Origin of the sequence: Prauserella salsuginis, from assembly GCF_024648885.1 — a bacterium.
Classification (GTDB): Bacteria; Actinomycetota; Actinomycetes; order Mycobacteriales; family Pseudonocardiaceae; genus Prauserella; species Prauserella salsuginis.
The window spans coordinates 12,629-39,230 of the sequence record NZ_JANBBF010000013.1 but is presented as its reverse complement, the minus strand read 5'-3'; the positions used below and the strand labels follow the sequence as shown (position 1 = coordinate 39,230).

Here is a 26,602-nt window from a genome sequence, read left to right as displayed (position 1 = left end):
CCGACCGCGAGGGTCCGTCACGTCCGAGGTGCCGCGCTCAATACCGCACCGACTCGCTTCACCATCATGTTCATGGAGTAGGCCACCATGCCCATATCCGCATCGGCCGACGTCAGAAGGGCGAGACACGCCCCGCTGCCGGCAGCCGTGACGAACAGGAACGCGTGGTCCATCTCCACGAGGGTCTGCCGCACGCCACCACCACCGAACTGGCGGCCGGTTCCTTTCGCCAGGCTTTGGAACGCCGACGCGACCGCCGACAGGTGCTCGGCCTCCTCGGCGGCCATGTTGCTGGAGTTGCCCATCAACAGGCCATCCGCCGACAGCACCACCGCCCTGTCGGCGCCGGCGACCTGCTGCACCAGATCGTCGAGCAACCAGCCGAGCTCACTACCCCTGCTTGTCATCCTGGTCCTTCCCCACTTGCGAAAAGGCCGGTGCCTTCTCGCTTCCCCTGATCCTGGCGCGCACGTTGCGTGCCACGCTGGAATCCCGCGAACCTGTTCCTCGCCGCGTCGGCGTTCGCGCCCCGGTCCTCCGTCCCCGGCTCCGACGACTCCGGCGCGTCCTGCGGCGCTTCCCGAAGCTGCGGAGCGAGGTTCTCCTGCTTGCGCCTCCGCGGCAACGGCGGTTTCGAGCGTGCACCGCCGACCCCGGCAGCTCCCCCAGCGCCGGTACCTCCCGCAAGTCCGGCCGATCCCCCGCGTCCACCGGCCCCCGTGGCCCCCGCCGGCGGCACTGCGGGCTGCTGGCCGGAATGGTGCAGTGGGTTCCGCGGTCGCGGCGGCATACCGCCACCTGACGACTCCCCCGGCGACTGTGGCTGCCCGGATGCCGCCGAACCCGACGTCGACGGCTCGGCCGGTGCCGCAGACCCAAGTGCCTGCGAACCAAGTGCCGCCGAACCGGGTGCTACCGAACCGGGTGCCGGGCGCCGTGCTTCCGCCCATCCTGCGGCCGTCGACGGCCCCTCGGACTGTTCAGTCGGCGACTGCCCGGCCGGTGACTGCACCTGCTGCTCTGGGTCGGCCGGCGATTGGGACCGCCGCCGGCGCGAAGGCTCCTGCCCGGGCTGCCCACGTGATGCCGCCCTGTGGTCGCCTGCCGAGGACTCATCACCGGCATGTTCGTCGCGAAGGAAGCGGTCCTGTACCGAAGGGGCGCGCCCCGGCCGGCCAACGGGACGTTCCACACCCGAGGACGGCCACGATTCGGAACGCTGGTCGGCCCACGGCCGCTGACGCGAGGCACGACGCGGCTGTGGTTGCTGCCGGCCAGACTGCCCGTGCGGTTGCGGTGACTCCGCGTGCCGTGGCTCCTCGTGCGGTGACTCCGACTGCTGGGAATCCGGCTGCTGGGAATCCGACTGCCTCGACTCGGACCAGTCCTGCGACCGGGTGGACTGCGACGACCGGGATTCCAGCGGCGACCGAGGGTCGGGCCGTTGCTGCGGCTCCGCGACCTGCCCCTGGGCCGACCGCCCGGGATCCGGCCATTCCCTCACCTGGCCGTCCGGTGCGGCCGGCAGCTCCGGCGTCCCCTCTCGTGCAGCTCCAGGTACCTGCTCAGCACCGCCGTGTTCCTGCGGTGCGGTGTGTTCCTGCTCCGCACCCGGTTCCTGATGTGCGGCCTGCTGCGGGTGTGCCTGCCGTTCGTCGCCCTGTCGGGCCGGCTCCTGCTGGGCCGACGTGCTCGTCGAACCGAACCATCCGGCTCCCGGCGCTTCGACCTTCGGCTGGGAGCCGGACAGGATCGCGCTCACCGATGCCGCGGTCGCGAATCCGTGGCCCGGAGCGGCGCCGCCTGCGGCCTCGTCGCCCCCGGATCGGCCGTCGCGCGCGCCACCGGTCCGGGGGTCGGCCTGTGCGGCACCCGTCCGCGCGGAGCCCGCCGCATCGGACGGCTCCGCGGTCGGCCAGCCGACGGCCGTATTGGAGCCGGTGTCGGGGCCTCGGCCGCCGTCGCGGCGGTCGTGTTCGGGCAGCGTGCCGAGCAGCTCGGGGTCCAGCCGCACGACGGCGCGAGTACCCCCGTGAATCGCTTCCCGGAGCCGCACCTGGATGCCGTGCCGCGCGGCCAGCCGCGCGACCACGAACAAGCCCAGCCGTGGCTCGTCGGACAGCGCCATGAAGCTGAAGTCCGGCGGCTCGGCCAACAGCGTGTTCAGCCGTTCGGCGTCCTCTTCCTCGATGCCGAGCCCCTGGTCCTCCACCTCGAGAACCACGCCCTTCGCCTCGGCCGCGTCGCCGCGCACCACGACGCGCGAATCGGGCGGGGAGAACGCCGTCGCGTTGTCCAGCAGTTCCGCCAGCAGATGCACGACGTCACCGACGGCCGGACCGATCACGGCGACGTCCGGCAGCGTCGCCACGTCGACCCGCCGATACTGCTCGATCTCGGCGTTCGCGCCGCGCACGAGATCGGCGATCGACACGGGATTGCGCCACCGCCTGCCCGGCTGCTGTCCGCCGAGGATGATCAGGTTCTCGGCGTTGCGGCGGGCACGAGTGGCGAAGTGGTCGACGCGGAACAGCATCTCGAGCTGCTGCGGATCGTCCAGGTGCTCCTCGGCGTCGTCGATCGCCTTGAGCTGGCGATGCACGAGCACCTGGCTGCGGTGGGCGATGTTGAGGAACACCGTCTTGGTGCCCTCGCGCACCCGCGACTCCTCGATGGCCGCGGCAACCGCGGTGCGCTGCGCTTTCCGGAACGCATCGGCGACCTGGCCGATCTCGTCCTCGCCGTGGTCGACCGATTCGAGTTCGACGACGTCGACGTTCTCGCCTGCCCGCACGCGTCCGACGAGGTCCGGCAGCCGGTTGTCGGCGAGGTCGAGCGTTTCCTCGCGAAGCCGCACGAGCCGCCGCACCAGCCATTGCGCGAGCCGCCACGCGAAGAAAATCAGCAGCGATCCGACGACGAGCGAGGCACCGCCTGCGACGAGTGCGCCGACGAGGGTGCGATCGGCACGCTCGACGCCTTCGTTCGTGGCGTGGGTGCTCTGTTCGATGTACAGCGACATCAACGCCCCGCCGACCTCGCTGGCAGCCTCGTGCCACCGCTCGGGTGACACCGGAACCTGCTGGGTGCCGCCTTCGAGGAACGCGTTCTCGACCCGGGACACGACCCGCCACGCGTCGCTGCCCACGAGCCGTTCGTACTCGGCGCGCACCTCGGGAGTCATTGACGACCGCGCGAGCTGCGCACGGTAGGCGCCCACCTGGCCCGCGTAGGTGCGGAACTCCTCGTCGGTCAGTCCGCCTGCGACGTGCCCGGCGGCGGCAAGCGCATCGGCTCGTGCCATGCCGTCGGCCGCCGTGAACAGGGGCATGGACTGGACGCGCAGGTACGCCGTCTCGGCGTCTGGGGTCAGCCTGGCCACTCCGGTGAGCCCGGCCGCGACCGTGTCGATGATCCGGTTGTAGAGGTCATAGGCGTCCTGCAGTGAGGGGCCGTTGGGTCCGCCGGCGCCGTCGACCTGGCCACGGAACCGCTGGAGTTCGCCGAGCTGACCTCGCAGCTGTTCGATGACGCCGCGGATCTCGTCGGATGCGCCGTCGACCATGCCGTCGACGTCGTCCATGAGGTTGCTGGTCGCCGCGTCGGTCGCGGTGCGTTGTTCGGCGAGTTCCCGTTGCGAGGGCGATCCGGCGAGGGCTTCGAGGGTGAGTCTCCGTTCGGCACGGATCGCACCGAAGAAGTCGACACCGGGCTCGGCCGCCTCGTGCACCCGGACGACGAAGTCGCGGCCCTTGACGGCGTCGTAGATCAGGTAGCCGGACACGACGACGCCGACCACCAACAATGCCACGCTGGGTATAAGCGCGGCAGCGAGCACACGCCCGCGGAGTGAACGCCTGGAAGGCTTGGTGACCACGCCTCGAGGCCCTTTCATCGACGCCGGATGACTGCCCAGGGCCCCCGCCCCCATCGAGCTGATTACACGTCGGGCCGGGTCGCCAACTGCCGCGGGCGGCCCGACCACGCAGCGCGGAGGTTATGCAGCACGACCTGGAGAGTCAACGCTGGTGACTCGACCAGTTCGAGGATTCTCGGCATACGCGAAGCGAACGAGCTGCGTTTTCAACCTTCGAACACGCGGCGAAGTAGTAACTCGACGTGATCAAGGTCATGACCCATCCGGTGGACGACGAAGGTCGCTTTTCAACTCGGCAGTAACCCTCTCGGACGCCCCAGCGATATGCATACCGGACACCGTCCCTGGCCCGCAGCTGTCCCCTTGAGGAGGTGAGCGATGCTCCGGCGCCCCTTGAGTGACCTCCGATTCCAGCAACCGTCTGCCGAGCGAGTGCTGTTCGTGTTGCTCTCCGTAGCGTTCGCCGTCACAGCGGCACTGCAGTTCTTCCTGGCCGACGCGATGTCGGTGTGGTGGCCGATCGTGCTGGCGGCGGCGCTCACCGTCGCAGCGATCATCTGCCTCTACGCCGCGTTCCGCGACACCGGCGACTGACCGAGCACCGACCGTCGTCAGGACCCACACGTCACTCGCTGTGACACCCCCGACACGGCGGCGCCACCGAGCCGCAGCGAACTCCCCGATGCGAGCACGTGCGGCGACTGAAACCCACAGGCCTACGGAAGTTCGCAGGCCCACGGAAGTTCGTAGGCCTACGGAGTTCGCAGGCCTACGGAAGTTCGCAGGCCCACGGAAGTTCGTAGGCCCTACAGACCCCACACGCCCGACAGCGCCGCTGCGAAGGGCGGCCGCCGTCGACTACGAGGTTTCCGCCAACCGGAACCGAAAGTCTCACCGCACCGACCCCATGTGGCCGCGCACAGTTGATGTCGGCCCACGGTGTTGACGTGCTTCGGCCGCGTCTCCACCATTGCGTTATAGGCAACTGATTGTGCTATGCGCAACAACGCTCCGAAGAAGTGGCCGCGGGTCGAAGGAGTCGCCGCGGGCGCGTCTCCCACGCCCACGCCGATACCCCCACAGGTTCGTCGCGCCGAGAGAAGGTGGCCGATGAGGATCCTTGTCGCCGACGCGTTCCCGGACGAATACCGCGCCGAACTCGCCGCATACGGACATGACTGCACCTACGAACCCGAAACCACGGCCGAAGAGCTGACCCGGGCACTCGCCGGCCACGACGCGCTGATCGTGCGCAGCACCGCGGTGACCGCCGACGCAGTCGAGGCCGCCGACTCGCTGCGCCTGGTGATCCGTGCCGGCTCCGGCACCAACACGATCGACCGCGACGCCGCGGCACGTCGAGGCGTCTACGTCTGCAACGTGCCGGGTCGCAACGCCATCGCGGTCGCCGAGCTGACCATGGGGTTGCTGCTCGCGTTGGACCGCAGCATTCCCGACAACGTGGCCGATCTGCGTGCCGGCCGCTGGGACAAGAAGCGCTATTCCCGGGCACGGGGTATCCACGGCCGCAAGGTGGGCGTCGTCGGACTCGGTGGTATCGGGCTGGCGTTCGCCGAACGCGCGGCTGCGTTCGGCGCCGACGTCCACGCGGTGGCCAAACCGGACCGCGACGAACGGACCCTGGAACGGGCACGCGCCATCGACACGGTCTTCGTCGACTCGCTGGACGAGCTGGCCCGCACCTGCGATGTGCTGTCGTTCCATGTGCCCGCCACCGCCGACACCCGCATGCTGGTCGACCGGCAGCTGCTCTCGCAGCTGCCGCCGGGGGCGATCGTGCTGAACACGTCTCGCGGCGACATCGTCGACGAGGACGCGCTGATCGAGGCGATGGAGAGCAACGGTGTGCGAGCGGGTCTCGACGTCTACGCCGACGAGCCCACCTCCAGCACCGGGACCGTGACTTCCCGGCTCGCCAAGCACCCGAACGTCTACGGCACGCACCACATCGGCGCCTCCACGGAACAGGCCCAGCACGCGGTCGCCGCCGAGGTGGTGCGGATCGTCACCGCCTTCACCGCCGCAGCGCCCTCGGACGCCCCGCCACACTGCGTCAACCTCGACGCGCTCGAACAGGCCGCCCTGTCCTCCCCCACCTCCACGACCTCGGGTGGCGGGCCATGACCGCGCCGCAGCCGCTGCCCGCCCACGAGCTGACCGCGCTGCACGGGGACGACTGGAACGCGGGTGTCACGACCCGGCCGCCGCGCGTGCTGGTGCTGAACCCGCAGCGCGCCGCGTACCTGCCGGAACCGGCGACCGCCGGGCACCTGCCCGGCCTCCTGGAACGCGGCGTGCTGCACCACGTCCCCGACCCCGCCGTGCTGGTCTATCGGGTGACCAGCGGTGCGCATCAGCAGACCGGCGTCGTCGTCGAGGTCGCGGTCGACGACTACCGGACAGGGCGGATCCGCCGGCACGAGGCCACCGACCACGACCGGGAACGGCAACTGGCTGAGCTGACCGAACGCTGCGGCGTCGAGAAGCTGCCCGTCACGCTCGCCTATCCCCAGCGTCCAGCCCTGCATGAGCTGATCACGCGCGTCGCCGCGGGCGAGCCACACGTGCGCGTCACCCGCGAACACGAGGAGCACGCGGTGTGGATCGCGCAGGACGCGGAGACCGTGCGGGCCGTGTACGACGAGCTGGCCGCGCTCCCGGTGCTCTACATCGCGGACGGGCATCACCGGATGGCGGCCGCCGAGCACAGCGCCGCCCCGACCGGGTCGTTCACGCTCGCCGCGCTGTTCCCGAGCGATCAACTCCGCATCCTCGGCTATCCCCGGTGCGTCCGGCTCCCGGCGGACGCACCGGCGCCGGTCCTGCTCGATCGGCTGGCTCGGCAACCCGTGGTGGCGCGAATCCAGGAGATCGCACCCTCCGACGAGATCCGGCCGGACCACGGGACGGTGTCGATGTACCTGGACGGCCGCTGGTACCGCCTGTGGCTCCGCCGGCCGAGCAGCGCCACGCCTCCCCCGACCACCGTCCACCCGCTATCCACAGTGGACACGGTGCTGCTCGACGAAGCGATCATCGCGCCGGTACTGCCGGCCGGGGAGGGCGGTCACACCCCGCTGCCCGGTCACGTCGGCACCGCGACCATCGCGAACTGGTGCGACGAGCACGGCGCCGTCGGGTTCCTGCCGAGTCCGCCGCGGTTCGACCAGGTCATGGCCGTCTCCGATGCCGGTCACGTGATGCCGCCGAAGTCCACCTGGTTCGACCCGAAGGTCTGCCACGGCCTGTTCCTGCGCCCCGCGACGGGCGGTCGATGAACCGCCCCGGTGGACGTCAGCCTTCGGCGAGCAGCGGTTCGAGTTCGAGTTCCGGGTTGGCGCGCAGGAGGATGCGCATCGACATCTCGTCCTCGAACACGGCCAGCTCGGTGCCGTCGGCGCGGTCGAGGACCTCGCTGCGCCTGCCCGCGTCGACGATGCCGCGCTGCGACGAGTCACCCAGTTTCCGGACGGCACTGTAGGACAGCCGGTCCAGCTTCACCGGAGCGTTGAACTCGTGCTCCATCCGGTGGGTCGCCACCTCGAACTGCATCGGGCCGACGGCAGCGAGCACCGGGGCGCCCTCGCCGCGCAGATCCGAGGTCAGTAGCTGCACCACGCCCTCGGCGGCGAGCTGGTCGATGCCCTTTCGGAACTGTTTGGCCTTGCTCAGGTCCGACGGTGTCGCGACGGCGAAGTGCGCGGGCGCGAACTGCGGCAGTCCGGGGAAGCGCACCGCGGGTTTGCCGGAGTACAGGGTGTCGCCGACCCGCAGCGCCGTGGCGTTGACGAGGCCGATGACATCGCCGGGGTACGCGGTGTCCACTGTGGATCGTTTCTGCCCGAACACCTGCTGCACGTATTTCGTCGCGAACGGACGTTTCGTCGTGGCGTTCGTGACGACCATGCCGCGTTCGAACACGCCGGAGCACACCCGGGCGAACGCCACCTGGTCGCGGTGCGCGCGATCCATCCCGGTCTGCACCTTGAACACGAACGCCGAGAACTCGCCGTCCAGCGGCCGCGGCGCGCCGTCGGCATCGTCCCGCGGAGCCGGCCGGGGCGCGAGGTCCACGACGAGGTCGAGCAGGTGGCGCACGCCGAAGTTGAGCACCGCGGCGCCGAACAGCACCGGCGTGGCGCTCGCGTCGCGGAACCGCTCCTCGTCGAACTCGCCGCCGGATTCGAGCAACAGGTCGTACTCTTCACACGCGGTCGTCCAGTCCTCACCGACCTCCGCCTCGGCCTGCTCGGGCGACAGGTGCTCCTCGGGGGCGGCCTTCGCGCCGCCCGCGGTCCGCGCGTAGCGGACGAACTGCCCCGTCGGCACGTCCAGCACTCCCTGGAAGTGCCCCGGCGATCCGACGGGCCAGGTCAGCGGCATGGGCTGCAGTTCGATGCGCTCGAGGAGCTCGTCGCACAGTTCGAGCGCCTCCCGGCCGGGCCGGTCCCACTTGTTGATGAACGTCAGCACCGGAATCCCCCGATGCCGGCACACGTCGAACAACTTCAACGTCTGCGGCTCGAGCCCCTTGGCCGCATCCAGCAACATCACCGCCGAATCGACCGCCGACAGCACCCGATAGGTGTCCTCGGAGAAATCCGCGTGACCCGGCGTGTCCAACAGGTTGATCACACACTCGCGATACTCGAACTGCAACGCCGCCGACGTGATCGAGATACCACGCGCCTGCTCCATCGACATCCAGTCCGACACGACGCCCTGTCGGCCACCCTTGCCGTGCACGGAGCCGGCCTCGGAGATCACGCGCGCGTGCAGCGCGAGCGCCTCCGTCAGCGTCGACTTACCGGCGTCGGGATGGCTGATGACGGCGAACGACCGCCTGCGCTGCGCCTCGTGGAGGGGAGCGGCGTCGTGAGGAGTGGACACAGTCCACCAGGCTACTCGCGCGAACAGCCACCCTCCGATGTGCGGGTCGCATGCCCGCCGGCCGCCGGCTCCGCGTGCGCCCGCGAAGCCTGCCTGCGGACGGCCTCGCCGGTCCACACCCTCCCGAAGTTATCGAGAACATGTTCTACTTACGGGCATGCGCCACGGGATCGTCATGTTCACCAGCGACCGCAGCATCGCACCCGCCACGGCGGCGCGCCTGGCCGAGGAGGCCGGATTCGCCTCGTTCTGCGTGCCCGAACACACGCACATCCCGGTGCGCCGCGACGCCGCACACCCGCGCACCGGCGACTCCTCACTGCCCGACGACCGCTACGTGCGCACGCTCGACCCCTGGGTCGCACTGTCGACGGCAGCCGCCGTCACGAGCCGCATCCGGCTGGGCACCGCCGTAGCCCTGCCCGCCGAGCACGATCCCCTCGCACTGGCGAAGGCGATCGCCTCGCTCGACCACCTCGCGGGCGGGCGCGTGACACTCGGCGTCGGATTCGGCTGGAACACCGATGAGCTCGCCGACCACGGCGTACCTCCCGGCAAACGGCGCACGGTGCTTCGCGAGTACATCGAGGCGATGCGCGCGCTGTGGACCGCCGACGAGGCCACCTACGACGGCGACTTCGTGTCGTTCGGGCCGAGCTGGGCCTGGCCGAAACCCGTCGGCGACGTGCCGATCGTCGTCGGCGCCGCGGGCACCTCGAAGACGTTCGACTGGATCGCCCGCACCGGCGACGGCTGGATGACCACACCCGGCGAGGGCGACATCCGCGACAAGATCACCACTCTCCACCGCACCTGGCGGGAGGCCGGCCGCGTCGGACTGCCCGAGGTCGTCGCGCTGGCGGGCAAGCCGAACCTCGAACAGCTCGACGAGTGGGCCGCCGCAGGCGTCACCGAGACGCTGTTCGGCCTGCCCGACCGCACCGAACCGGAGGTCGCCGAGTACCTGCACCGTCTCGCGGGCACCCTCGCCGACCGGTGACGCCGGACGGCAGCGCGACCCGATCGCCCCGCACCTCGTCGAACGTCGACCCGACCTGGGTTTTCGACGTCCGGCATCCGGGTATTCCTCAAGACTCGCCCGCTCGGGAGTGGCGAGAATGCGCCGGCTCTCACAAGCCGGCGGGGAACCCGTCGCCGTCGGGGGCGACGGGTTCCGCGCTGCCGGGCCGGAAGGGCCGGCGGGGCTGGCGGGGCGCACCGCCGGCTGGGCCGCAGGCGGCTACTTGACCGCCATCTCGCCCAGTTCCGACCAGTCGTCCTGGTCGACCGTCGTGTTGACCACCCGCGGGGTCGCGGCGAGGTACGGCGGCAGCGTCTGCTGTGCGGCCTTGAAGTGTTGGGAGTTGACGTGCGCGGCGCCGGCGTCGCCGTCGCGGAACGCCTCCACGAGCACGTACTCGTTCGGGTTGTCGAGGCTGCGCGACCACTCGAACCACAGGCAGCCCGGTTCGTTGCGCGTGGCGTGGGTGAAGGCCTTCGAGATCTCGGGCCAGCGATCGGCGTGCTCGGGTTTGACCCGGAACTTCGCGGTAATGAAGATCATCGCTTCGTCTCCTCGTCGTCGGTGTCAGGGCGTGAGGACGGCGCGGCCGCGGATCCGGCCCGCCTCCAGGTCGTCGATGGCATCCTGGAACCGCTCCAACGGGTACTTACTGGTGTGCAGCCGCACCTTGCCTTGTGCAGCAAGCACCATCAGCTCGCACAGGTCGTTGTAGGAGCCCACCAGGTTGCCGATAAAGTTGATCTCTGTCGAGATGATGTCGATCGTCGGGACGTCGATGTTCTCGCCATATCCCACCACGTGATAGTCACCGGCGCGACGCAGCATGCGCACCCCCTCGGCCGTCGCCCCGCCCTCGCCGACGAAGTCGACGACGACCTCCGCACCGTTGCCGCCGGTCAGCTCCAGCACCCGCGACACGTGCGTGCCGTCGGCGACGACGCCGTGATCAGCACCGATGGACACCGCCAACGTCACGGCGTCCGGATTGCGGTCGACGACGATCAGTTCCGCGGCGGTGAGTGCCTTGAGCACCTGGATGCCGATGTGCCCGAGCCCGCCCGCACCGATGACGACGCACCGATCGCCGGGCCGCAACCTCCCGGCCGCCTTGGCCGCCGCGTGATAGGCCGTCAACCCCGCATCGGCGAGCGCGGCCACATCGGCGGGCTCCAGCGAGTCGTCGAGCCGCACCACACTGCGCGCCGACGTCTTGAGGTACTCGGCGTAGCCACCGTGCGTGTCGATGCCGGGGAACAGGCTCTGCCCGCAATGCACGTCGTCACCCGACCGGCAGGCCCGGCACAGACCGCACGTCACCAGCGGGTGCACGATCACCTTGTCGCCCTCGGCCACGTTGGTGACCGCGCTGCCGACGGCGTGCACCCAGCCTGCGTTCTCGTGCCCGATCGTGTAAGGCAGCGTGACGCCGGACTTCTCGGCCCACTGGCCTTCGAGGATGTGGACGTCGGTGCGGCACACGCCCGCGCCGCCGATCTTCACCACGACGTCGTAAGGCCCCGTCGGCTCCGGCATCGGCACCTCGGCCTGCCGCAGCTTCTCGTGGTAGCCGACCACCTGGATCGCTTTCATGACACCTTCTCCTGGAATGCTCGGGGCGACTGGTCGGCCGCCGAATCGGGGTAACGGGTACGCAGCAGACCGCGGCAGAAATGCGCGTTGCCGTCCATCGACACGCGCAGCGAACGCGCGACCCGCAATCGCCACGGCACGTCCTCCGGTGAGCAGGACTCACCGTCCGGGCCGATCAGCGCGGGCCGGTCGGCCGCGGTGGACAGCCCGAGCGTGCGGCGGTGCCGCAGCAGCGCGCGGGTGGCGTCGTCGGCGGGCAGGTCGCCGAGAGTGACCGCGTGCAGGCCCTCCTCCGGCAGGTCGGGATGGGCACGCAGGTACCGCGTGAGCGCCCGTTCCATCGCCGCGGTGTGCGCTTTGCGGCGGAACGTCAGCCGCAGGTCGTCGAGGTCCTCGTCGGCCTCGTCGCCGAACGTGCCGCGGTAACCGGCGTCGGCGGCCAGCCCGCGGTTGATGATCTCCGAATCGTGGTGGTCGTCGAGCCGCACCGTGGCCGCGACGCCGAGTGCGAGCAGCGCGTCCTTCGCGTCCGACGCCATGAGGTAGGCGAAGTTGGGTGCGCAGAACGACGTCGGCAGCCGCAGGTGCACCACCAGTTCACCGTCGGCGACGTCCATCGACCGGACGAATCCGAGGTCGGTGATCGGCTCGTCGAGTTCGGGATCGACGACGGTGCCCAGCGCCGCACGTGCCCGCTCCAGCAGCGGCGCATCAGCCGCGGATCCCACCACGGCAGCGGCATCCGCGCCGGCCGGCTCGTTCGTCGCGGCACCCATCAGGCCACCGCCACGGCTTCGGTCTTGTTGCCGGTGGAGTCCTCGCCGGAGGGCAACCGGCATTCGGCGGGCACGTCGATGTCGTACATCTTCGCCGCGTTCAGCCCGAGGATCTTCTTCTTCTGCGCCGTGGTCAGCGGCGCGTACTCGACCATGTCCTCCGGGATCTGGAAGTCGACGAACTGCTCCACGAGCCACTTCGGCGTCCAGATCGCGTAGTCACTGGAGAACTGGATGCGGTCCTCGTCCAGCCAGTACAGCAACTCGCCGATGATCTGGGCGAAATAGCGCGGCCGCGAGTGGATGAACGGCATGGCCACCGCCAGGCCCGCGTGCACGTTCGGTTCCTGCGTGGCGATCCAGCAGAAGTCCTCGAGCCGCGGCAATCCGCAGTGCTCGACGATGATGTTCAGATCAGTGAAGTCCGTGGCGACCTTGTCGATGTCGGCCACGTCGAAGGCGTCTCGGTCGAGCGGGCGGATCGTCGGGCCCTTGTGGATGTGGATGTTGCGGATGCCCAGTTCCTGGCAGGCCTCCAGATACCGGTACGACCACGGGTCGTCGAGCTTGTAGCCGCGCGAATCCCCCTGCCACTCGGCCGTGTAGAGCTTGACGCCCTTCAGCCCGAACCGCTCGGCGTCGCGCTTGAGCTGGTCGAGTCCCGCCTGCTCGAACCGCGGGTCCCAGCAGTGGTTGTAGGTCAGCTTGTCCGGATGCCGCTGCGCGAGCGCGAACGCCTCCTCCGTCTGGCCGAACCCGTTGTTGTAGAACGCGCTCAGCAGCGCGGGCTGGAAGATCGCGTGGTCCACGTAGCCGTCGGTGAACAGGTCGCGCATCAGCCGCTCCCCGCCCTGATACAGGTACTCCTCGTACGGCCACACCTCGGATTCCGGGCTGAGGTTGCGGTGATAGTCGTAGAAGCAGTCGATGAACTGCTTCCCGTGGATGTTGCGCTGATTCTCGGGACGGGCGTCCCAGAGTGCTACGTGCGCGTCGAGAATGAAGTACTTCTCGCCGTCCTTGGTGTACATGGGTCTCCTCCCGTACGTGGCGCCGGTGGCACGTGGTGCGGGAACGCTACGAGCGCCCGGGAGTCCCCGGGACCCCATGCGTGTCTCACTTTGAGACACCTGGACCGCTGAGGTTCGGGGCACGCTGTGGTTGTCTGACTCGGGAAGGCGCAATGACGCGCTCGGGAGGCTCACATGCACCGCGACGACTTCGCGCTCTCCGCGGGCCCGCAGGGCGGAGCACCACGGCTCCGCGCATCCTGGCGCCGCAGCGAGCGCTACGGCCTTGCGGCCGACGAGATCCGGCCCGTGTTCACGGGGTCGGTCGACACCGAATCGCTGCTGTACGAATGCGGCAACGAGGTACTGCGCGGCCTGCAGCGGACACTGGCGAACGAACCGGTCAGCATGATGATCACCGACCCCGACGGGCTCGTACTGAGCAGGCTGTCGGAGGACGCCACGATCAACCGCTCACTGGACCGCGTGCACCTCGCCCCGGGTTTCTACTTCGCCGAGCGCAACGCCGGCACGAACGGCCTCGGACTCGCGCTGGCCGACCGCGCGCCGTCGCTGGTGCGCGCCGACGAGCACTACTGCACCGGCCTGCGCGGATACACGTGCGCGGCAGCACCGGTGGTCGACCCCACGGGCGACGTCGCGGGCAGCGTCAACCTCACGACCTGGTCCGATTCCGCGCCGGAACTGCTGATGGCGCTGGCGCAGTCGGCGGCGGCCAACACGTCGGCGTTGATGCTGGCCAGGGGAACCGGCAGGGCCGCTCCTCCCACCCCGCACGGCGAGGTGTTCCGCGTCTACGCCGACCGCTCGCGCGCACCCGAGGAGGGCCTGCCCACGGCGGGATGGCGCAGCGCGTTCGCCGAGGCGCGCACGGCGTTCCGGCGCGGCCTGGCGGTCGCCGTGGTCGGCGAACCGGGTACCGGCAAGACCGCACTCGCGTCCCTGGCGCGCCGCGAACTGCGCCGCGAACGGGTACTGAGCGCTCGGCCGCCCACGCCCGAGGACGTCGAGTCGTGGTTCGAGCTGTGGGTTCCCGAACTCGGTAAGGAGAGCACCTGTGTGATCGTGTCCGGGGTCGACAGCCTACCCGCGTGGGCGACGACCGAGCTCGCGCAGTTGTTCACCCGGGTGCGGGCCACCGACGGCGTCCAGCCCTACGTGGTCACCGCCGCCTCGGCGGACACGCTGCCGACCGAGCTCCGCGAGCTGGTCGACGTGGTCGTCGAAGTGCCGGCCCTGCGGTTCCGCCCCGCCGACATCATGCCGCTGGCCAGGCATTTCGCCCACCAGGCCCGGGGTCGCGAGATCGACTTCACCCCTGCTGCCGCCCGGACGCTGACCGGCTTCGACTGGCCTGGCAACGTCCGCAGTCTCCGCCGGGTCGTCCGCGAGGCCGCGGCCAGGACCGACCGCATCGACCTCCACCACCTGGCAACCGAAGTGTTCACCGGACCGGGCCATCCGCTGACCAGGTTGCAGTCGGTGGAACGCGACGAGATCGTTCGCTGCCTGACCGAACCGGGCACGACCGTCAGCGAGGCGGCCGAGCAACTGGGCCTCGGCAGGGCCACGATCTACCGCAAGATCCGCCAGTACCGCATCACGGTCCCCGACCGCGCCCCGTGAGCGATCCGGGACGCCCGCCCTCGAGCGCACCTTGGGGGTGGAGAGCGATCCTGCCGCGCGGAGCGCGTCCGTGCGGGTGGCGGTGGGCGGGAGCGACAAGTCCTCCCCTCGCCGGAGCGCAGCCCACGGCATCGGGTCCCGACACCGGATCACGGTGTCGGGCCAGGGTGTCGGGTCGCGGTGCCGCGCCGCAGGCGAAACGTGGCACGAGGCCCGCCCGCCGGTACGTCCATAGTGGACTCATCGGCGGACGGGCCTCGCGGGTCGGGGTGGGCGGGGTTCGAGGATCGGCCGGACAGCCGGGGTCAGGACCGTCCGATCTCGGCGAGTTCGTCGTCGGTCAGCAACCGCGAACGGATCAGGAACCGCACGCCCTCCGGCGCCTCGAGCGAGAATCCGCTGCCACGCCCGCTCACCACGTCGATGGTCAGGTGCGTGTGCTGCCAGTACTCGAACTGCGCCCGCGACATCCACACCGGAACGGGATCGGCCACCCCGGCGACGTCGAGGTCGCCGAGGTGGACGTCCGCCTCGCCGGTGCGGAACTCACCGGCCGGATAGCACATGGGAGCGCTGCCGTCACAGCAGCCGCCGGACTGGTGGAACATCAGCGGCCCGTGCTCGCCGGCCAGTTGTCGCAGCAGGTCCGCCGCGGCGTCGGTGAGATCCACTCTGCTCATGGCCGTCAGAAGAATCCCTGCGCGTCGGGCGAGTACGACACCAGCAGGTTCTTCGTCTGCTGGTAGTGGTCGAGCATCATCCGGTGGTTCTCGCGGCCGATACCCGACTGCTTGTACCCGCCGAACGCCGCGTGTGCGGGGTAGGCGTGGTAGCAGTTCGTCCACACGCGACCGGCCTCGATGTCGCGGCCCGCGCGGAACGCGGTGTTGCCGTCCCGCGACCACACGCCCGCGCCGAGGCCGTACAGCGTGTCGTTGGCGGTCTTGATGGCGTCGTCGTAGTCGTCGAACTTCGCCACCGACACCACCGGCCCGAAGATCTCCTCCTGGAAGATGCGCATCTTGTTGTCGCCGGCGAACACCGTCGGCTTGATGTAGTAACCGCCGGACAGCTCGCCGCCGAGGTCCGCCTTCTCACCGCCGGTGAGGACCTTCGCGCCCTCCTGCCTGCCGATGTCGATGTAGGACAGGATCTTCTCGAACTGATCGTTCGAGGCCTGCGCACCGATCATCGTGTCGGTGTCGAGCGGATTGCCCTGCTGGATCTTCTCGACGCGGGCGACACCGTCGGTGATGAAGCTGTCGTAGATCGACGACTGCACCAGCGCACGTGACGGACAGGTGCACACCTCGCCCTGGTTGAGGGCGAACATCGCGAAGCCCTCCTGCGCCTTGTTGTAGAAGGCGTCGTCGGCAGCGGCGACGTCGGAGAAGAAGATGTTCGGGCTCTTGCCGCCGAGCTCGAGCGTCACCGGAATGATGTTCTCGCTGGCGTACTGCATGATCAGCCGGCCCGTCGTGGTCTCACCGGTGAAGGCGACCTTGCGGATGCCGGGGTGCTGGGCGAGCGGCTTGCCCGCTTCGGCGCCGAAGCCGTTGACGATGTTCAACACGCCCGCGGGCAGCAGGTCGGCGATCAGCGACAGCAGCACGTGGATCGAGGCCGGGGTCTGCTCGGCGGGCTTGAGTACCACGCAGTTGCCCGCGGCCAGCGCGGGAGCGAGCTTCCACGTCGCCATGAGGATCGGGAAGTTCCACGGGATGATCTGCCCGACGACGCCGAGCGGCTCGTGGAAGTGATACGCCACGGTGTCGGCGTCGAGCTGCGAGATCGAGCCTTCCTGCGCGCGGATCGCACCGGCGAAGTAGCGGAAGTGGTCGACGGCGAGCGGGATGTCGGCGACGAGCGTCTCGCGGACGGGCTTGCCGTTCTCCCAGCTCTCGGCCACGGCGATGGCCTCGAGGTTGGCCTCCATCCGATCGGCGATCTGGTTGAGCAGCACCGCCCGCTCGGCGGGGGACGTGCGGCCCCACGCGTCGGCGGCACCGGTCGCGGCCTTCACCGCGCGGTCGACGTCCTCGGACGTGCCGCGTGCGATCTCGGTGAACACCTTTCCGGTGACCGGTGTCGGGTTTTCGAAGTACTGACCCTTGGCCGGCGGCACGTACTCCCCACCGATGAAGTGGTCGTACCGCGGTTCGAACGCGACGACGCTGCCTGGCTGTCCCGGTGCGGCGTAAGTGGTCATCCGAAAAGAGCCTCTCTGCTCGATTTCACTGCCTTCGACGCCGAACGTAGGAAGCGCCACGTTGCAGGCGCGTTGCACCAGCACGCCTGCGACGTGCGGCGCACCGGGCGGGTGGCACCAAGGGGCACCTCGTGTCATTTGCTTGCCCTCGGCAGCGCGAGCGGGGCATGCTCGAACGACAGCACCGCCCGTCACCGTCGCCGTAGCGGAGTGTCCATGAGATCCCAACCCGCCCCGAACGCACTGCACAGCGCGTCGGATCCGATCGCTCAGCAGCGAGTGCTGCAGCAGATCCGCGACGCCGCGCTCAGTGACGAGGAGATCGGCGGCGCGAGCGGTCGGGCGGCACCGCGGACGGTCATCTCGGAGTCCTGGCGCCGGTCACTGGCGACCGGCGTGGATCCCGACGACTATCTGCCACCGCTGGTGTACGACGACGACGAGATCGACGACGTGCGCGAATCCCACCCCCTGCACACGGTGCTGCCACCGCTGCGGGAACTGCTGGTGAGCATCGCCGACGAGGCGCAGCACATCACGATTGTCACCGACGCCGACGGCACGATCCTGTGGCGGGAGGGCCCTTCCGGAGTGTGCAGGCTGGCGGACTCCGTCGGGCTGCGCGAGGGCACGCGCTGGGCCGAGTCGGCGATCGGCACCAACGCCATGGGGACCGCCCTCGCCACGAACACACCGGTGCAGATCTACTCTGCCGAGCACCTCGTGCGCACCTACCACTCGTGGACGTGCGCCGCGGCCCCGATCCACGACCCCGACACCGGCAGGGTGCTGGGCGCCATCGACGTCAGCGGCAGGCTGGACACGCTGCATCCGGCGATGGTGTCGCTGGTCAACGCCACCGCGCAGGTCGCGGAGAACCACCTGCGGCTGCGTATGGAGGACGCCGACGAACGCCTGCGCAGGCGGAACCTGCCCCGTCTCGAACGACTCGGCGGCGAACCGGGCGCCCTGCTCACGACGTCCGGCAGGGTCATCGCCGCGAATCCGCTCGGCACGTTCCCCCACCGCGTCGCCGTCGACCCCGACAGCGACCGGATCGACCTGGACGGCCGCGAGGCGCTGCTCGAACCGCTGTCGGGCGGGTACCTGCTCCGGCTGCCGCGCAAGGGCGGGAAGACGATCTCCACGCGCCCGGCTGCGCCGACCCTGCGGCTATCGTTCCTCGGCTCGGCGCCCGAGGCGCAGCTGGGCGGTCGCACCGTGCCGTTGACGCTGCGCAGGGCGGAGATTCTCGCGCTGCTGGCGCTACATCCCGGAGGGCTGACCGCGGAGCAACTGGCGTTGCACCTCTACGGCGACGCAGGAAACCCCACGACGGTGCGCGCCGAGGTGCACCGGTTGCGTACCGAGCTCGGCGATGCGTTGCTCGCCAAGCCGTACCGGCTTTCCGCCGACGTCGACGCCGACTTCCTGCGAGTACGCGACGCCCTCGCCGCGGGCGAGGTCGTGACCGCGGCCTCGATCGCGACCGCACCGCTGCTGCCCCGGTCGGAATCGCCGACGATCAGGGCGGAACGCGAACAGCGCACCGTGGCCCTGCGCACGGCCGTCCTCGACAGCGGCGACCCCGATGCCCTGTGGTCGCTGTCCGAGGGGGAACCCGGCCGCGACGACGTCGAGGTGTTCGAACACCTCACGCGCGTCCTTCCGGCGGGCGACCCGCGTCGCCCGGTCGCGGACGCCCGGCTGGCCTGGCTGCTCGACAGCGACGACGATGACTGACGAGGCGTGCGGTGACCGTTGACGGTCCCCGCAGGCCGACGGTCGACGGTGGCCACCCACGGGCCGCCGTCGGCGATCCACAACCGAACACCGCGTACGACGCGGGGCGCCCGCCACGTCGGGTGCAACGTTGGTGCAACGTCCCCGAACCTAGATTCGCTGCACATAGATTCGACACCCGATACCGGCTTCACAGACGAAGGCAGGTGATGGCGGTGACGCTTCCCGACCAGGTGGAACTCGACCCGGGGCGCGACTATCCGCTCGCGGCCCATCGGCCGGAGCTGCTCCGCACTCCGACGGGTAAACCGATCGACGAGCTGACAATGCAGGCTGTGCTCTCCGGCGACGTCGCCGCCGAAGACCTGCGCATCTCCCCTGACACGCTGCGGTTGCAGGCACAGATCGCCGAGCAGGTGGGCCGTACCCAGCTGGCACGCAACTTCCGCCGCGCCGCCGAGCTGACCGCGTTGCCGGACGACCTCGTCCTGTCGATCTACAACTCGCTGCGACCGAACGCGTCGACGAAACAGCAGCTGACCGACATCGCCGACCGGCTCGAACGCGAGTACTCGGCGACCCTGTGCGCCGAACTGGTGCGCGAGGCCGCCGACGTCTACGAGCGCCGCGACATCCTGGCCTGACACCACCGGCCAGGGCTGCCGCAGTCGGGACGACTCGCCACCGGGTAGGGGCACGCGTCGCCCAGCTGGCGAATCGGCTCCTTCGGGAGGGTGTTCCTCCGGCACAGCTCCACAACCCGGCACAGCTCCACAACCCGGCACAGCTCCACAACCCGGCCCAGCTCCACAGTCCGGGAGAGCGCAGCCCCGAAAAGGCTCAGCTCAGTCCCACTGCAGCCCAGCCCCAAAACAACCCAGCCCCGGAACAGCTCAGCCCCGGAACAACTCAACCTCCGCACGCAGCAAGGAGATCCGACGATGACTGCGGAACCGCTTCCGGTATCGAGTCCGAAATCCAAGCGCACCGAGGCGCTCGAAGAGCGTCCGGTCAACCTCGACGGGTTCGTCGAGGAGTGGCCCGAGGTCGGCATGGTCGCGATGGACAGCCCGTACGACCCGGCGCCGAGCGTGCGGGTGACCGACGGCGTCATCGTGGAGATGGACGGCAAGCCGCGTGCCGAGTTCGACTTCCTCGACCAGTTCATCGCCGATCACGCGATCGACGTGTCGGTGGCCGAACGCGCCATGTCGCTCGAACCGGTCGAGGTGGCGCGCATGCTGGTCGACCCCACGGTGACGCGGTCGGAGGTCGTCGAGGTCGCGGGCGGTCTGACGCCCGCCGCGCTGCTCGAGGTCGTCAAGACGATGAACGTCGTCGAGATGATGCAGGCGCTGCAGAAGATGCGCGCCCGGCGCACACCCGCCAACCAGGCGCATTCCACGAGCGCGCGCGACAACCCGGTGCAGGTCGCCGCCGAGGCGGCCGAGGCGTCGCTGCGCGGGTTCCGGGAGTTGGAGACGACGCTCGGTGTGGTGCGCTACGCGCCGCTCGTGGCGATCGCGCTGCAGGTCGGAGCATTGGCCGGCACGCCGGGCGCGCTCACCCAGTGCGCTCTCGAAGAGGCCACGGAGCTGGAGCTCGGCATGCGCGGCATCACCGCCTACGCGGAGACGATCTCCGTCTACGGCACGGAGCCGGTGTTCTGCGACGGCGACGACACGCCGTGGTCGAAGGCGTTCCTGGCTTCGGCGTACGCCTCGCGGGGCATCAAGATGCGCTTCACCTCGGGCACCGGCTCCGAGGTGCAGATGGGCAACGCCGAGGGCCGCTCGATGCTGTACCTGGAGATCCGCTGCATCCTCGTCGCGAAGGGCGCAGGTGTGCAGGGGCTGCAGAACGGTTCGATCAGCTGTATCGGCGTGCCGGGCGCCGTACCGGCGGGTATCCGCGCGGTGCTGGCGGAGAACCTGCTCGCCAGCACGGCCGACCTCGAATGCGCCTCCGGCAACGACCAGTCGTTCTCGCACTCGGACATGCGCCGCACCGCGCGGCTGCTGCCGCAGCTGCTGTCGGGCACGGACTTCGTGTGCTCCGGCTACTCGGCGGTGCCCAACTACGACAACATGTTCGCCGGCTCCAACCTGGACTCCACCGACTACGACGACTGGAACACCATCCAGCGCGATCTGCAGGTGGACGGCGCGCTGCGGCACGTTCCGGAGGAGGAACTGCTGGCCGCGCGTAGCAGGGCCGCCCGCGCGTTGCAGGCCGTGTTCGCCCAGCTCGGACTGCCGGCCATCACCGACAAGGAGGTCGAGGCAGCCACGTACGCGCACGGCAGCCAGGACCTGCCGATGCGGGACGTGCTGGAAGACCTCAAGGCCGCCCAGTCGGTCATGGACCGGGGGATCACCGGACTCGACGTGATCAAGGCGCTCGAGGCGTCCGGCTACAGCGACATGGCCCGGACGTTGCTGTCGGTGCTGCGGCACCGGGTGTCCGGCGATCTGCTGCACACCTCGGCGATCCTGACGCCCGAGCTGGAGACCCTGTCCGCGGTCAACGATGCCAACGACTATGCGGGCCCCGGCAGTGGTTACCGCCCCGCGGGCGAACGCTGGCGCGAGATGAAACGCCTTCGCCATGTCGTCAGTGCCAGCAATCCCGAAGAGGAAATCGGCTGAAAGGACACCTCCTGCCATGACGAGCATGGAAGCGCGACCCGAGCGGGTGCTCGATGCGGTCGAGCGTGGTGAGGCCGCGGTGGGTACCCGTCCGGACGAGGTCGTCATCGGCCTCTCCCCCGCGTTCGGGGACTTCTTCACCAAGACGATCGTGGAGATCCCGCACGCCGAGGTGCTGCGCGAACTCCTCGCCGGGGTCGAGGAGCAGGGCGTGCACGCGCGGGTGGTCCGATACCGCGGTGGCTCGGACCTCGCGGTGATCGCCCACGCTGCGGCGCGGCTGTCGGGCTCGGGCATCGGTGTCGGCGTGCTGTCACGCGGCACGACGATGATCCACCAGAAGGACCTCGTCCGACTGTCCAATCTGGAGTTGTTCCCGCAGGCGCCGCTGCTCGATCCGGAGACCTTCCGCAAGGTCGGCCGCAACGCCGCGCGGTACGCCAAGGGTGAGTCGCCGGAACCCGTGCCCGCGCGCAACGACTACATGGCCCGGCCCCGCTGGCAGGCCAAGGCGGCGTTGCTGCACATCAAAGAGACCGAGTTCGTGACGCCCGGTGCGCCGCCGGTCGAGCTGGACGTCCGGATCCGGCTGGCCGACGCCGGTTGAGGCCGTGACACTGCTGGCCGGCGTCGACATCGGAAACTCGACCACCGAGGCGTGTCTGGCCGAGCTCGGCCCCGACGGCCCGCGCTACCTGGGCGGGGCGCTCGCGCCGACGTCCGGGGTGAAGGGCACGGCCGAGAACGTGCCCGGCGTGGTCAAGGTGGTGCAGGAGGCGCTGTCGGCGGCGGGGCGCGGTCCGCACGAGCTGTCGGCGGTGCTGGTCAACGAGGCGACACCGGTGATCAGCGGGCTGGCGATGGAGACGATCACAGAGACCGTGATCACCGAGTCGACGATGATCGGGCACAACCCGGACACCCCTGCGGGTGCGGGTCTCGGCACCGGCACGACCGTCGCGTTCGCCGAGCTCGGCGCGTGCACGCCAGGCGAGCAGGTCATCTGCGTGGTCGGCGCGGGCGTTGACTTCGAGGACGCCGCCGCCGGGATCGCCGCCGCCCGCGACCGCGGTGTCGAGGTGACCGGTGCGATCGCGTGCGCCGACGACGCGAACCTGATCGTCAACCGGCTGCCCGCGCCGATCCCGGTGGTCGACGAGGTGACGCTGGTCGAGAAGGTGCCGCTGGGCATGCCCGCGGCCGTGGAGGTGGCCGAACCGGGCAGAACGGTGCGCACGCTGTCCAACTCGTACGGCATCGCGACGCTGTTCGACCTCGACCCCGATCAGACCCGCCTCGTCGCACCCGTGGCCAGGGCGCTGGTGGGCAATCGGTCGGCCGTCGTGGTGCGCACGCCCTCCGGCGACATCGCCGACCGCCGGATCCCTGCGGGGACGCTGACGCTCATCGGCGAGCACGCGCGGCTGTCGGTGGGCATCGACGCCGGCGCCGAGGAGATCATGGCGACCCTGCGCCGGGTGGCCCCGTTGGCCGACGCGACCGGCGAGGCGGGAAGCCACGTCGGCGGGATGCTGGCCACGGTTCGCGACGCCATGGCGGAAACGCTGTCGGACACGGCCGGTGAGCAGGAGGTGCGCATCCAGGACGTGCTGGCGGTCGACACGTTCGTCCCGCAGCGCGTCACCGGCGCGCTGGCGGGCGAGTTCGCGCTGGAGAACGCGGTCGCGCTGGCGGCGATGGTGCGCACGAGCCGTGCTCCGATGGAGGTGCTCGCCGAGCAGCTGCGCTCGGCGCTCGGCGTGGCCGTGCTGGTCGGCGGGGTCGAGGCCGACATGGCCGTGCTGGGTGCGCTGACCACCCCTGGCACCGAGCGGCCGCTGGCGGTGCTCGACCTCGGCGGCGGCTCCACCGACGCCGCGCTCGCCACGGGCGACGGCGAGGTCCGCTCGGTCCATCTGGCGGGCGCCGGCGACCTGGTGACGAAGCTGATCGACTCCGAGCTCGGACTCGACAACCGCGAGGTCGCCGAGGACATCAAGAAGAACCCGCTCGCGAAGGCCGAGAGCTTCTTCCACGTGCGCATGGAGGACGGCACGGCGCGCTTCTTCGACGAACCGCTGCCCTCCGAGGCGTTCGCACGCGTGGTCGTGCTCGGCGAGGAGGGCATGCGGCCCGTGCCGACGCGGCACTCACTGGAGAAGGTCCGTCAGGTGCGCAGGTCGGCCAAGCACAAGGTGTTCGTCGTCAACGCTCTGCGTGCGCTGGAACGGGTCGCACCGGGCGGGAACCTGCGGGAGATCGGGTTCGTGGTGGTGCTCGGCGGTTCGGCGTTGGACTTCGAGATCCCGGACATGATCGCCGAGGCGGTGGCGGGCGCCGGGATCGTGTGCGGCACGGGCAACGTGCGCGGCCGCGAAGGGCCGCGCAACGCCGTCGCGACCGGCCTGGTCGACGACCACGCGGGACGCGCCCGATGAGCGGCGTCGTCGACCGCCGCGGCCAGCGGGACCGCCGGTCACCACCGGCCGTCGTCGCCCACTGCGCCTGCGAGCGCGGCGTGCGTGAGCTGCTGGCCGGGCTCGAGGAGGAGGGTGTGCCGGTGCGCCTCACCGACGGCGACCCAGGGTCGGCGGCCACGGCGGTCGAGCTGGCGCACGCCGCAGCCCGGGAGTCCCCGCTGGACGTGGGCGTCGGCATCGACGCCGAGGGCCGCGTGTGCGTGCACCACGCGAAACGCCCCGCCGACCGTCCCGTCGTCACCACAGATACCGCCCGCGCCCGATGGTGCGGGCACAACGCGGCCCGCCTCGTCGTCGGGCTGCCGTTGAAGGACGCCCCCGAACGGATGGAGGAACCGTGGCCGCACCACTGACACTCGCGGACGCCAAGGCCGTGCTCGAGGCCGCCCTGGCCAAGGCCGAGGAGATCGGCCAACCGATGAACGTCGCCGTCGTCGACGCCGGGGCGCACCTGGTGACGTTCGCCAGGCAGGACGGCGCGATCCTGGCGAGCATCGACATCGCGACCCGCAAGGCGCGCACGTCGGCGCTGCTGAAGATGACGACCGCGCAACTCGGCGAGGCCGCACAGCCGGGCGCACCGCTGTACGGCGTCGAGGTGACCAACGGCGGCCTGGTGATCTTCGGCGGCGGCATCCCGCTGAAGCGCGACGGCGAGGTCATCGGCGCGATCGGCGTGAGCGCGGGCAGTGTCGAGCAGGACACGGAGGTCGCCGAGGCCGGCGTCGCAGCCCTGCCCTGACGGTCCGGAGCGGCGGTGCCGGCCCACCGCTGCTCCGTCCGCGGATGCTCCCGTCCGGGGTTGCTCCACGCGGGCGGGTTCGACGGAGGTAGCCGTCTGCCCCTGGGCCCGCGGCCGGGCACCGAACTAGCGTGAGCGTATGGCGCGCGAATCACTCGACGCGGAGAGGCTGGCCGCGATGCTGGTCCACGGGCCGACGCCGACCCGCGTGGAGATCGTCGACTACGACCCGGACTGGCCGCGGCGGTTCGCTCGCAGGGCCGCCGAGGTGCGCGAGATCCTGGGTGAGCGGGCGCGGCTGGTCGAGCACATCGGGTCGACATCCGTGCCCGGGCTCGCGGCCAAGCCGGTGGTCGACATCGTGGTCGGCATCGACGACCCGGACGACGAACCCGCCTATCTGCCCGACCTGGAGGCCGCGGGGTACGAGCTGCGGGTCACCGAGCCGGGACACCGCGCCCTACGGGCCGGCGACCCGGACGAGCCGGTGAACCTGCACTGTTATGCGCCCGACGACGTCGAAACCCGCCGTTACCTGGTGCTGCGCGACCACCTGCGCAGCCACCCGGACGACCGCGACCGCTACGCCGCCGTCAAGCGGGAACTGGCCACCCGCGAGTGGGACGACATGAATTACTACGCCGAGGCGAAAGGCCCGGTCATCTGGGACATCCTCGGCCGTGCGGGCTGGGTCGAGCCGTGACCCCTAGCCGTGACCGCCGAGTCATGGCCGTCGCGTTGTAGCCGCCAAGTCGTGGCCGTCGAGTCATGATCACCGAGCCGTCGTGTTGTAGCCGTCGAGCCGTGATCACCGAGCCGCCGTGTCAGCCGTGTCAGCCGTCGGCCGGGCTACTGGTGAGGTAGGTGGCGGCCATGTCCTCGTCGCCGTGGTCGGCGACGCCCTCGCCGAAGCGGTGCCGGATGGTGCGCAACATCGGCAGGTCGAGTCCGGCCTCGTCGGCGGCGGCGTCGATGAGCCGGGCGTCCTTGGCCGCCAGGGCGAGCTTCATCGACGGCTCGAAGTCGCGGGCGATCATCATCGCGCCTTTCGCCTGCAGGTAGGGCAGGTCGAGCGGGCCGCCTGCGACGGCGTCGAGGAACTGCTGCGGGTCGACGTCGAGGCCTTCGGCGAGCGCGACCGTCTCGGCGGTCGCTTCGACCAGCGACATCACCCACGCGTTGGCGACCAGCTTGAGCCTGCTGCCCGCGCCGGCCTCGCCGACCCAGATCGTCTTCTTGCCGACCGCGTCGAACACGGCGCCGGCCCGTTCGCGGACGTCCTCGGGGCCCGAGGCGAGCACGACGAGGTCGCCGCGCTCCGCGGGCGCCTTGGTCCCGAGCACGGGGGCGTCGACGAACGCCACGTCGTGCGCCGCGGCCAGCTCGGCGAGTCGCTGGGTGCCGTCGACGCCGACCGTGCTGGTCTGCAGCCACACCGCGTCGGCTGCCAGGGAGTCCAACTCGTCGCCCAGCGACTCGATGATCGCGCCGGTGTCGGCGAGCATCGTCACGACCACGTCGGCACCGGTCAGCGCGGTGGTCACGTCGTCGGTCACGACCACACCGTCGGCGGACAACGACTCCGCCTTCTCCCGCGAGCGGTTCCATGCGCGCACCGCGAAGCCCGCCTGGGCGAGGTTGCGCGCCATCGGCAGGCCCATCAGTCCACCTGCGCCGAGGAAGGCCACGGTCGCGGCGCCGGCCTCGGCGTTCGTGGCGCCGGTATTCTTCGTGTCGGCCACGGGATCGTCCTTCCACCTGCGACGACACCTCCGGGTCGGGCGCCGCCGCTGTTCGTACTGCTGCGCTCCATGGTCGGCCATCTGCTGCACGCGCGCCTGCCGAGACGATCCAGCGGTTGACCTCTACCTTGGTGAAGGTTCTACGTTCGGTCCATGACACTCACCTTGACCACGACCGAAGTGGACTACCTCCGCTCGCAGCG

23 protein-coding genes are annotated in these 26,602 nt (G+C 70.2%); 13 read left to right on the top strand and 10 right to left on the bottom strand.

Annotated elements, in window-relative coordinates; genetic code table 11:
- Positions 1 to 17: 17 nt before the first annotated feature.
- On the bottom strand, positions 18 to 407 hold the full coding sequence (locus LY40_RS20465) for a roadblock/LC7 domain-containing protein (RefSeq protein WP_183780148.1): 390 nt from the start codon (positions 405 to 407) through the stop codon (positions 18 to 20).
- Complete coding sequence (locus LY40_RS20460; RefSeq protein WP_258937871.1) at positions 404 to 3,811, bottom strand: sensor histidine kinase; 3,408 nt, start codon at positions 3,809 to 3,811, stop codon at positions 404 to 406. The genes LY40_RS20465 and LY40_RS20460 overlap by 4 nt, the downstream gene beginning before the upstream one ends.
- A gap of 444 nt (positions 3,812 to 4,255) precedes the next feature.
- On the opposite strand from LY40_RS20460, the gene LY40_RS20455 reads away from it, so the two are divergent.
- The 3 genes from LY40_RS20455 (at position 4,256) to LY40_RS20445 (ending at position 7,176) form a co-directional block, all read left to right on the top strand.
- The gene (locus LY40_RS20455; RefSeq protein ID WP_183780152.1) at positions 4,256 to 4,471 is read left to right on the top strand and encodes a hypothetical protein; all 216 of its coding nucleotides are present in this window, start codon (positions 4,256 to 4,258) and stop codon (positions 4,469 to 4,471) included.
- Between the two features lie 516 nt (positions 4,472 to 4,987).
- Complete coding sequence (locus tag LY40_RS20450) at positions 4,988 to 6,022, top strand: NAD(P)-dependent oxidoreductase (protein ID WP_258937870.1); 1,035 nt, start codon at positions 4,988 to 4,990, stop codon at positions 6,020 to 6,022.
- Positions 6,019 to 7,176: a DUF1015 family protein gene (locus LY40_RS20445; protein WP_258937869.1), complete on the top strand. Its 1,158-nt coding sequence runs from the start codon at positions 6,019 to 6,021 to the stop codon at positions 7,174 to 7,176. The genes LY40_RS20450 and LY40_RS20445 overlap by 4 nt, the downstream gene beginning before the upstream one ends.
- Positions 7,177 to 7,192: 16 nt before the next feature.
- Here the strand turns inward: LY40_RS20445 and LY40_RS20440 are convergent, their stop codons facing one another.
- Entirely contained in the window at positions 7,193 to 8,788 is a 1,596-nt protein-coding gene (locus tag LY40_RS20440; RefSeq protein ID WP_258937868.1) for a peptide chain release factor 3, read from the bottom strand.
- A gap of 157 nt (positions 8,789 to 8,945) precedes the next feature.
- On the opposite strand from LY40_RS20440, the gene LY40_RS20435 reads away from it, so the two are divergent.
- Complete coding sequence (locus LY40_RS20435) at positions 8,946 to 9,788, top strand: LLM class F420-dependent oxidoreductase (RefSeq protein ID WP_258937867.1); 843 nt, start codon at positions 8,946 to 8,948, stop codon at positions 9,786 to 9,788.
- 240 nt (positions 9,789 to 10,028) lie between these two features.
- Here LY40_RS20435 and LY40_RS20430 read toward each other — a convergent pair whose 3' ends face one another.
- Genes LY40_RS20430 through LY40_RS20415 form a run of 4 tightly spaced genes read right to left on the bottom strand, consistent with a single transcriptional unit; the run spans position 10,029 to position 13,209 of the window.
- Positions 10,029 to 10,352: a putative quinol monooxygenase gene (locus LY40_RS20430; protein WP_183780163.1), complete on the bottom strand. Its 324-nt coding sequence runs from the start codon at positions 10,350 to 10,352 to the stop codon at positions 10,029 to 10,031.
- A 24-nt stretch (positions 10,353 to 10,376) separates the two neighbouring features.
- On the bottom strand, positions 10,377 to 11,402 hold the full coding sequence (locus LY40_RS20425) for an NAD(P)-dependent alcohol dehydrogenase (protein WP_183780166.1): 1,026 nt from the start codon (positions 11,400 to 11,402) through the stop codon (positions 10,377 to 10,379).
- A complete protein-coding gene (locus LY40_RS20420) occupies positions 11,399 to 12,178 on the bottom strand; it encodes an iron-sulfur cluster assembly protein (protein WP_183780169.1) in 780 nt (259 codons plus the stop codon). Before LY40_RS20420 ends, LY40_RS20425 begins: the two co-directional genes overlap by 4 nt.
- Complete coding sequence (locus LY40_RS20415) at positions 12,178 to 13,209, bottom strand: amidohydrolase family protein (protein ID WP_183780172.1); 1,032 nt, start codon at positions 13,207 to 13,209, stop codon at positions 12,178 to 12,180. The genes LY40_RS20420 and LY40_RS20415 overlap by 1 nt, the downstream gene beginning before the upstream one ends.
- Positions 13,210 to 13,383: 174 nt before the next feature.
- Here LY40_RS20415 and LY40_RS20410 point away from each other — a divergent pair, with 174 nt between their 5' ends.
- Positions 13,384 to 14,835, top strand: coding sequence for an AAA-type ATPase lid domain-containing protein (locus LY40_RS20410; RefSeq protein ID WP_258937866.1), 1,452 nt, complete (start codon positions 13,384 to 13,386; stop codon positions 14,833 to 14,835).
- A 305-nt stretch (positions 14,836 to 15,140) separates the two neighbouring features.
- Here the strand turns inward: LY40_RS20410 and LY40_RS20405 are convergent, their stop codons facing one another.
- Entirely contained in the window at positions 15,141 to 15,515 is a 375-nt protein-coding gene (locus LY40_RS20405) for a DUF779 domain-containing protein (protein ID WP_258937865.1), read from the bottom strand.
- 5 nt (positions 15,516 to 15,520) lie between these two features.
- Positions 15,521 to 17,044 carry an acetaldehyde dehydrogenase ExaC gene (gene exaC / locus LY40_RS20400; protein ID WP_183780181.1) on the bottom strand — a complete coding sequence of 508 codons (1,524 nt, stop codon included), beginning with the start codon at positions 17,042 to 17,044 and terminating at the stop codon, positions 15,521 to 15,523.
- A gap of 216 nt (positions 17,045 to 17,260) precedes the next feature.
- Here exaC and LY40_RS20395 point away from each other — a divergent pair, with 216 nt between their 5' ends.
- From LY40_RS20395 to LY40_RS20360, 8 genes are all read left to right on the top strand, one after another.
- Positions 17,261 to 18,787: a helix-turn-helix domain-containing protein gene (locus tag LY40_RS20395; protein ID WP_183780184.1), complete on the top strand. Its 1,527-nt coding sequence runs from the start codon at positions 17,261 to 17,263 to the stop codon at positions 18,785 to 18,787.
- Positions 18,788 to 19,002: 215 nt separating this feature from the next.
- The gene (locus LY40_RS20390) at positions 19,003 to 19,431 is read left to right on the top strand and encodes a diol dehydratase small subunit (protein ID WP_258937864.1); all 429 of its coding nucleotides are present in this window, start codon (positions 19,003 to 19,005) and stop codon (positions 19,429 to 19,431) included.
- Positions 19,432 to 19,728: 297 nt separating this feature from the next.
- Positions 19,729 to 21,435, top strand: coding sequence for a propanediol/glycerol family dehydratase large subunit (locus LY40_RS20385; RefSeq protein ID WP_183780190.1), 1,707 nt, complete (start codon positions 19,729 to 19,731; stop codon positions 21,433 to 21,435).
- Positions 21,436 to 21,451: 16 nt separating this feature from the next.
- Positions 21,452 to 22,042, top strand: coding sequence for a propanediol/glycerol family dehydratase medium subunit (locus LY40_RS20380; protein ID WP_183780193.1), 591 nt, complete (start codon positions 21,452 to 21,454; stop codon positions 22,040 to 22,042).
- Positions 22,043 to 22,046: 4 nt separating this feature from the next.
- Entirely contained in the window at positions 22,047 to 23,873 is a 1,827-nt protein-coding gene (locus tag LY40_RS20375) for a diol dehydratase reactivase subunit alpha (RefSeq protein ID WP_183780196.1), read from the top strand.
- On the top strand, positions 23,870 to 24,268 hold the full coding sequence (locus LY40_RS20370; protein ID WP_183780199.1) for a glycerol dehydratase reactivase beta/small subunit family protein: 399 nt from the start codon (positions 23,870 to 23,872) through the stop codon (positions 24,266 to 24,268). Before LY40_RS20375 ends, LY40_RS20370 begins: the two co-directional genes overlap by 4 nt.
- Positions 24,253 to 24,657 (top strand): GlcG/HbpS family heme-binding protein, encoded by a 405-nt coding sequence (locus LY40_RS20365; RefSeq protein ID WP_258937863.1) that lies wholly within the window; start codon positions 24,253 to 24,255, stop codon positions 24,655 to 24,657. The genes LY40_RS20370 and LY40_RS20365 overlap by 16 nt, the downstream gene beginning before the upstream one ends.
- Before the next feature lie 139 nt (positions 24,658 to 24,796).
- Complete coding sequence (locus LY40_RS20360) at positions 24,797 to 25,360, top strand: GrpB family protein (RefSeq protein ID WP_258937862.1); 564 nt, start codon at positions 24,797 to 24,799, stop codon at positions 25,358 to 25,360.
- Between the two features lie 130 nt (positions 25,361 to 25,490).
- Here the strand turns inward: LY40_RS20360 and LY40_RS20355 are convergent, their stop codons facing one another.
- Entirely contained in the window at positions 25,491 to 26,399 is a 909-nt protein-coding gene (locus LY40_RS20355; RefSeq protein ID WP_258937861.1) for an NAD(P)-dependent oxidoreductase, read from the bottom strand.
- Between the last annotated feature and the right edge of the window lie 203 nt (positions 26,400 to 26,602).

Excerpts from the sequence above, each read along its gene's own strand:
- LY40_RS20465 (WP_183780148.1), bottom strand. The coding sequence starts at position 407 with ATGACAAGCAGGGGTAGTGAGCTCGGCTGGTTGCTCGACGATCTGGTG.
- LY40_RS20455 (WP_183780152.1), top strand. The coding sequence starts at position 4,256 with ATGCTCCGGCGCCCCTTGAGTGACCTCCGATTCCAGCAACCGTCTGCC.
- LY40_RS20450 (WP_258937870.1), top strand. The coding sequence starts at position 4,988 with ATGAGGATCCTTGTCGCCGACGCGTTCCCGGACGAATACCGCGCCGAA.
- LY40_RS20445 (WP_258937869.1), top strand. The coding sequence starts at position 6,019 with ATGACCGCGCCGCAGCCGCTGCCCGCCCACGAGCTGACCGCGCTGCAC.
- LY40_RS20435 (WP_258937867.1), top strand. The coding sequence starts at position 8,946 with ATGCGCCACGGGATCGTCATGTTCACCAGCGACCGCAGCATCGCACCC.
- LY40_RS20430 (WP_183780163.1), bottom strand. The coding sequence starts at position 10,352 with ATGATCTTCATTACCGCGAAGTTCCGGGTCAAACCCGAGCACGCCGAT.
- LY40_RS20425 (WP_183780166.1), bottom strand. The coding sequence starts at position 11,402 with ATGAAAGCGATCCAGGTGGTCGGCTACCACGAGAAGCTGCGGCAGGCC.
- LY40_RS20420 (WP_183780169.1), bottom strand. The coding sequence starts at position 12,178 with ATGGGTGCCGCGACGAACGAGCCGGCCGGCGCGGATGCCGCTGCCGTG.
- LY40_RS20415 (WP_183780172.1), bottom strand. The coding sequence starts at position 13,209 with ATGTACACCAAGGACGGCGAGAAGTACTTCATTCTCGACGCGCACGTA.
- LY40_RS20410 (WP_258937866.1), top strand. The coding sequence starts at position 13,384 with ATGCACCGCGACGACTTCGCGCTCTCCGCGGGCCCGCAGGGCGGAGCA.
- LY40_RS20405 (WP_258937865.1), bottom strand. The coding sequence starts at position 15,515 with ATGAGCAGAGTGGATCTCACCGACGCCGCGGCGGACCTGCTGCGACAA.
- exaC (WP_183780181.1), bottom strand. The coding sequence starts at position 17,044 with ATGACCACTTACGCCGCACCGGGACAGCCAGGCAGCGTCGTCGCGTTC.
- LY40_RS20395 (WP_183780184.1), top strand. The coding sequence starts at position 17,261 with ATGAGATCCCAACCCGCCCCGAACGCACTGCACAGCGCGTCGGATCCG.
- LY40_RS20385 (WP_183780190.1), top strand. The coding sequence starts at position 19,729 with ATGACTGCGGAACCGCTTCCGGTATCGAGTCCGAAATCCAAGCGCACC.
- LY40_RS20380 (WP_183780193.1), top strand. The coding sequence starts at position 21,452 with ATGACGAGCATGGAAGCGCGACCCGAGCGGGTGCTCGATGCGGTCGAG.
- LY40_RS20370 (WP_183780199.1), top strand. The coding sequence starts at position 23,870 with ATGAGCGGCGTCGTCGACCGCCGCGGCCAGCGGGACCGCCGGTCACCA.
- LY40_RS20360 (WP_258937862.1), top strand. The coding sequence starts at position 24,797 with ATGGCGCGCGAATCACTCGACGCGGAGAGGCTGGCCGCGATGCTGGTC.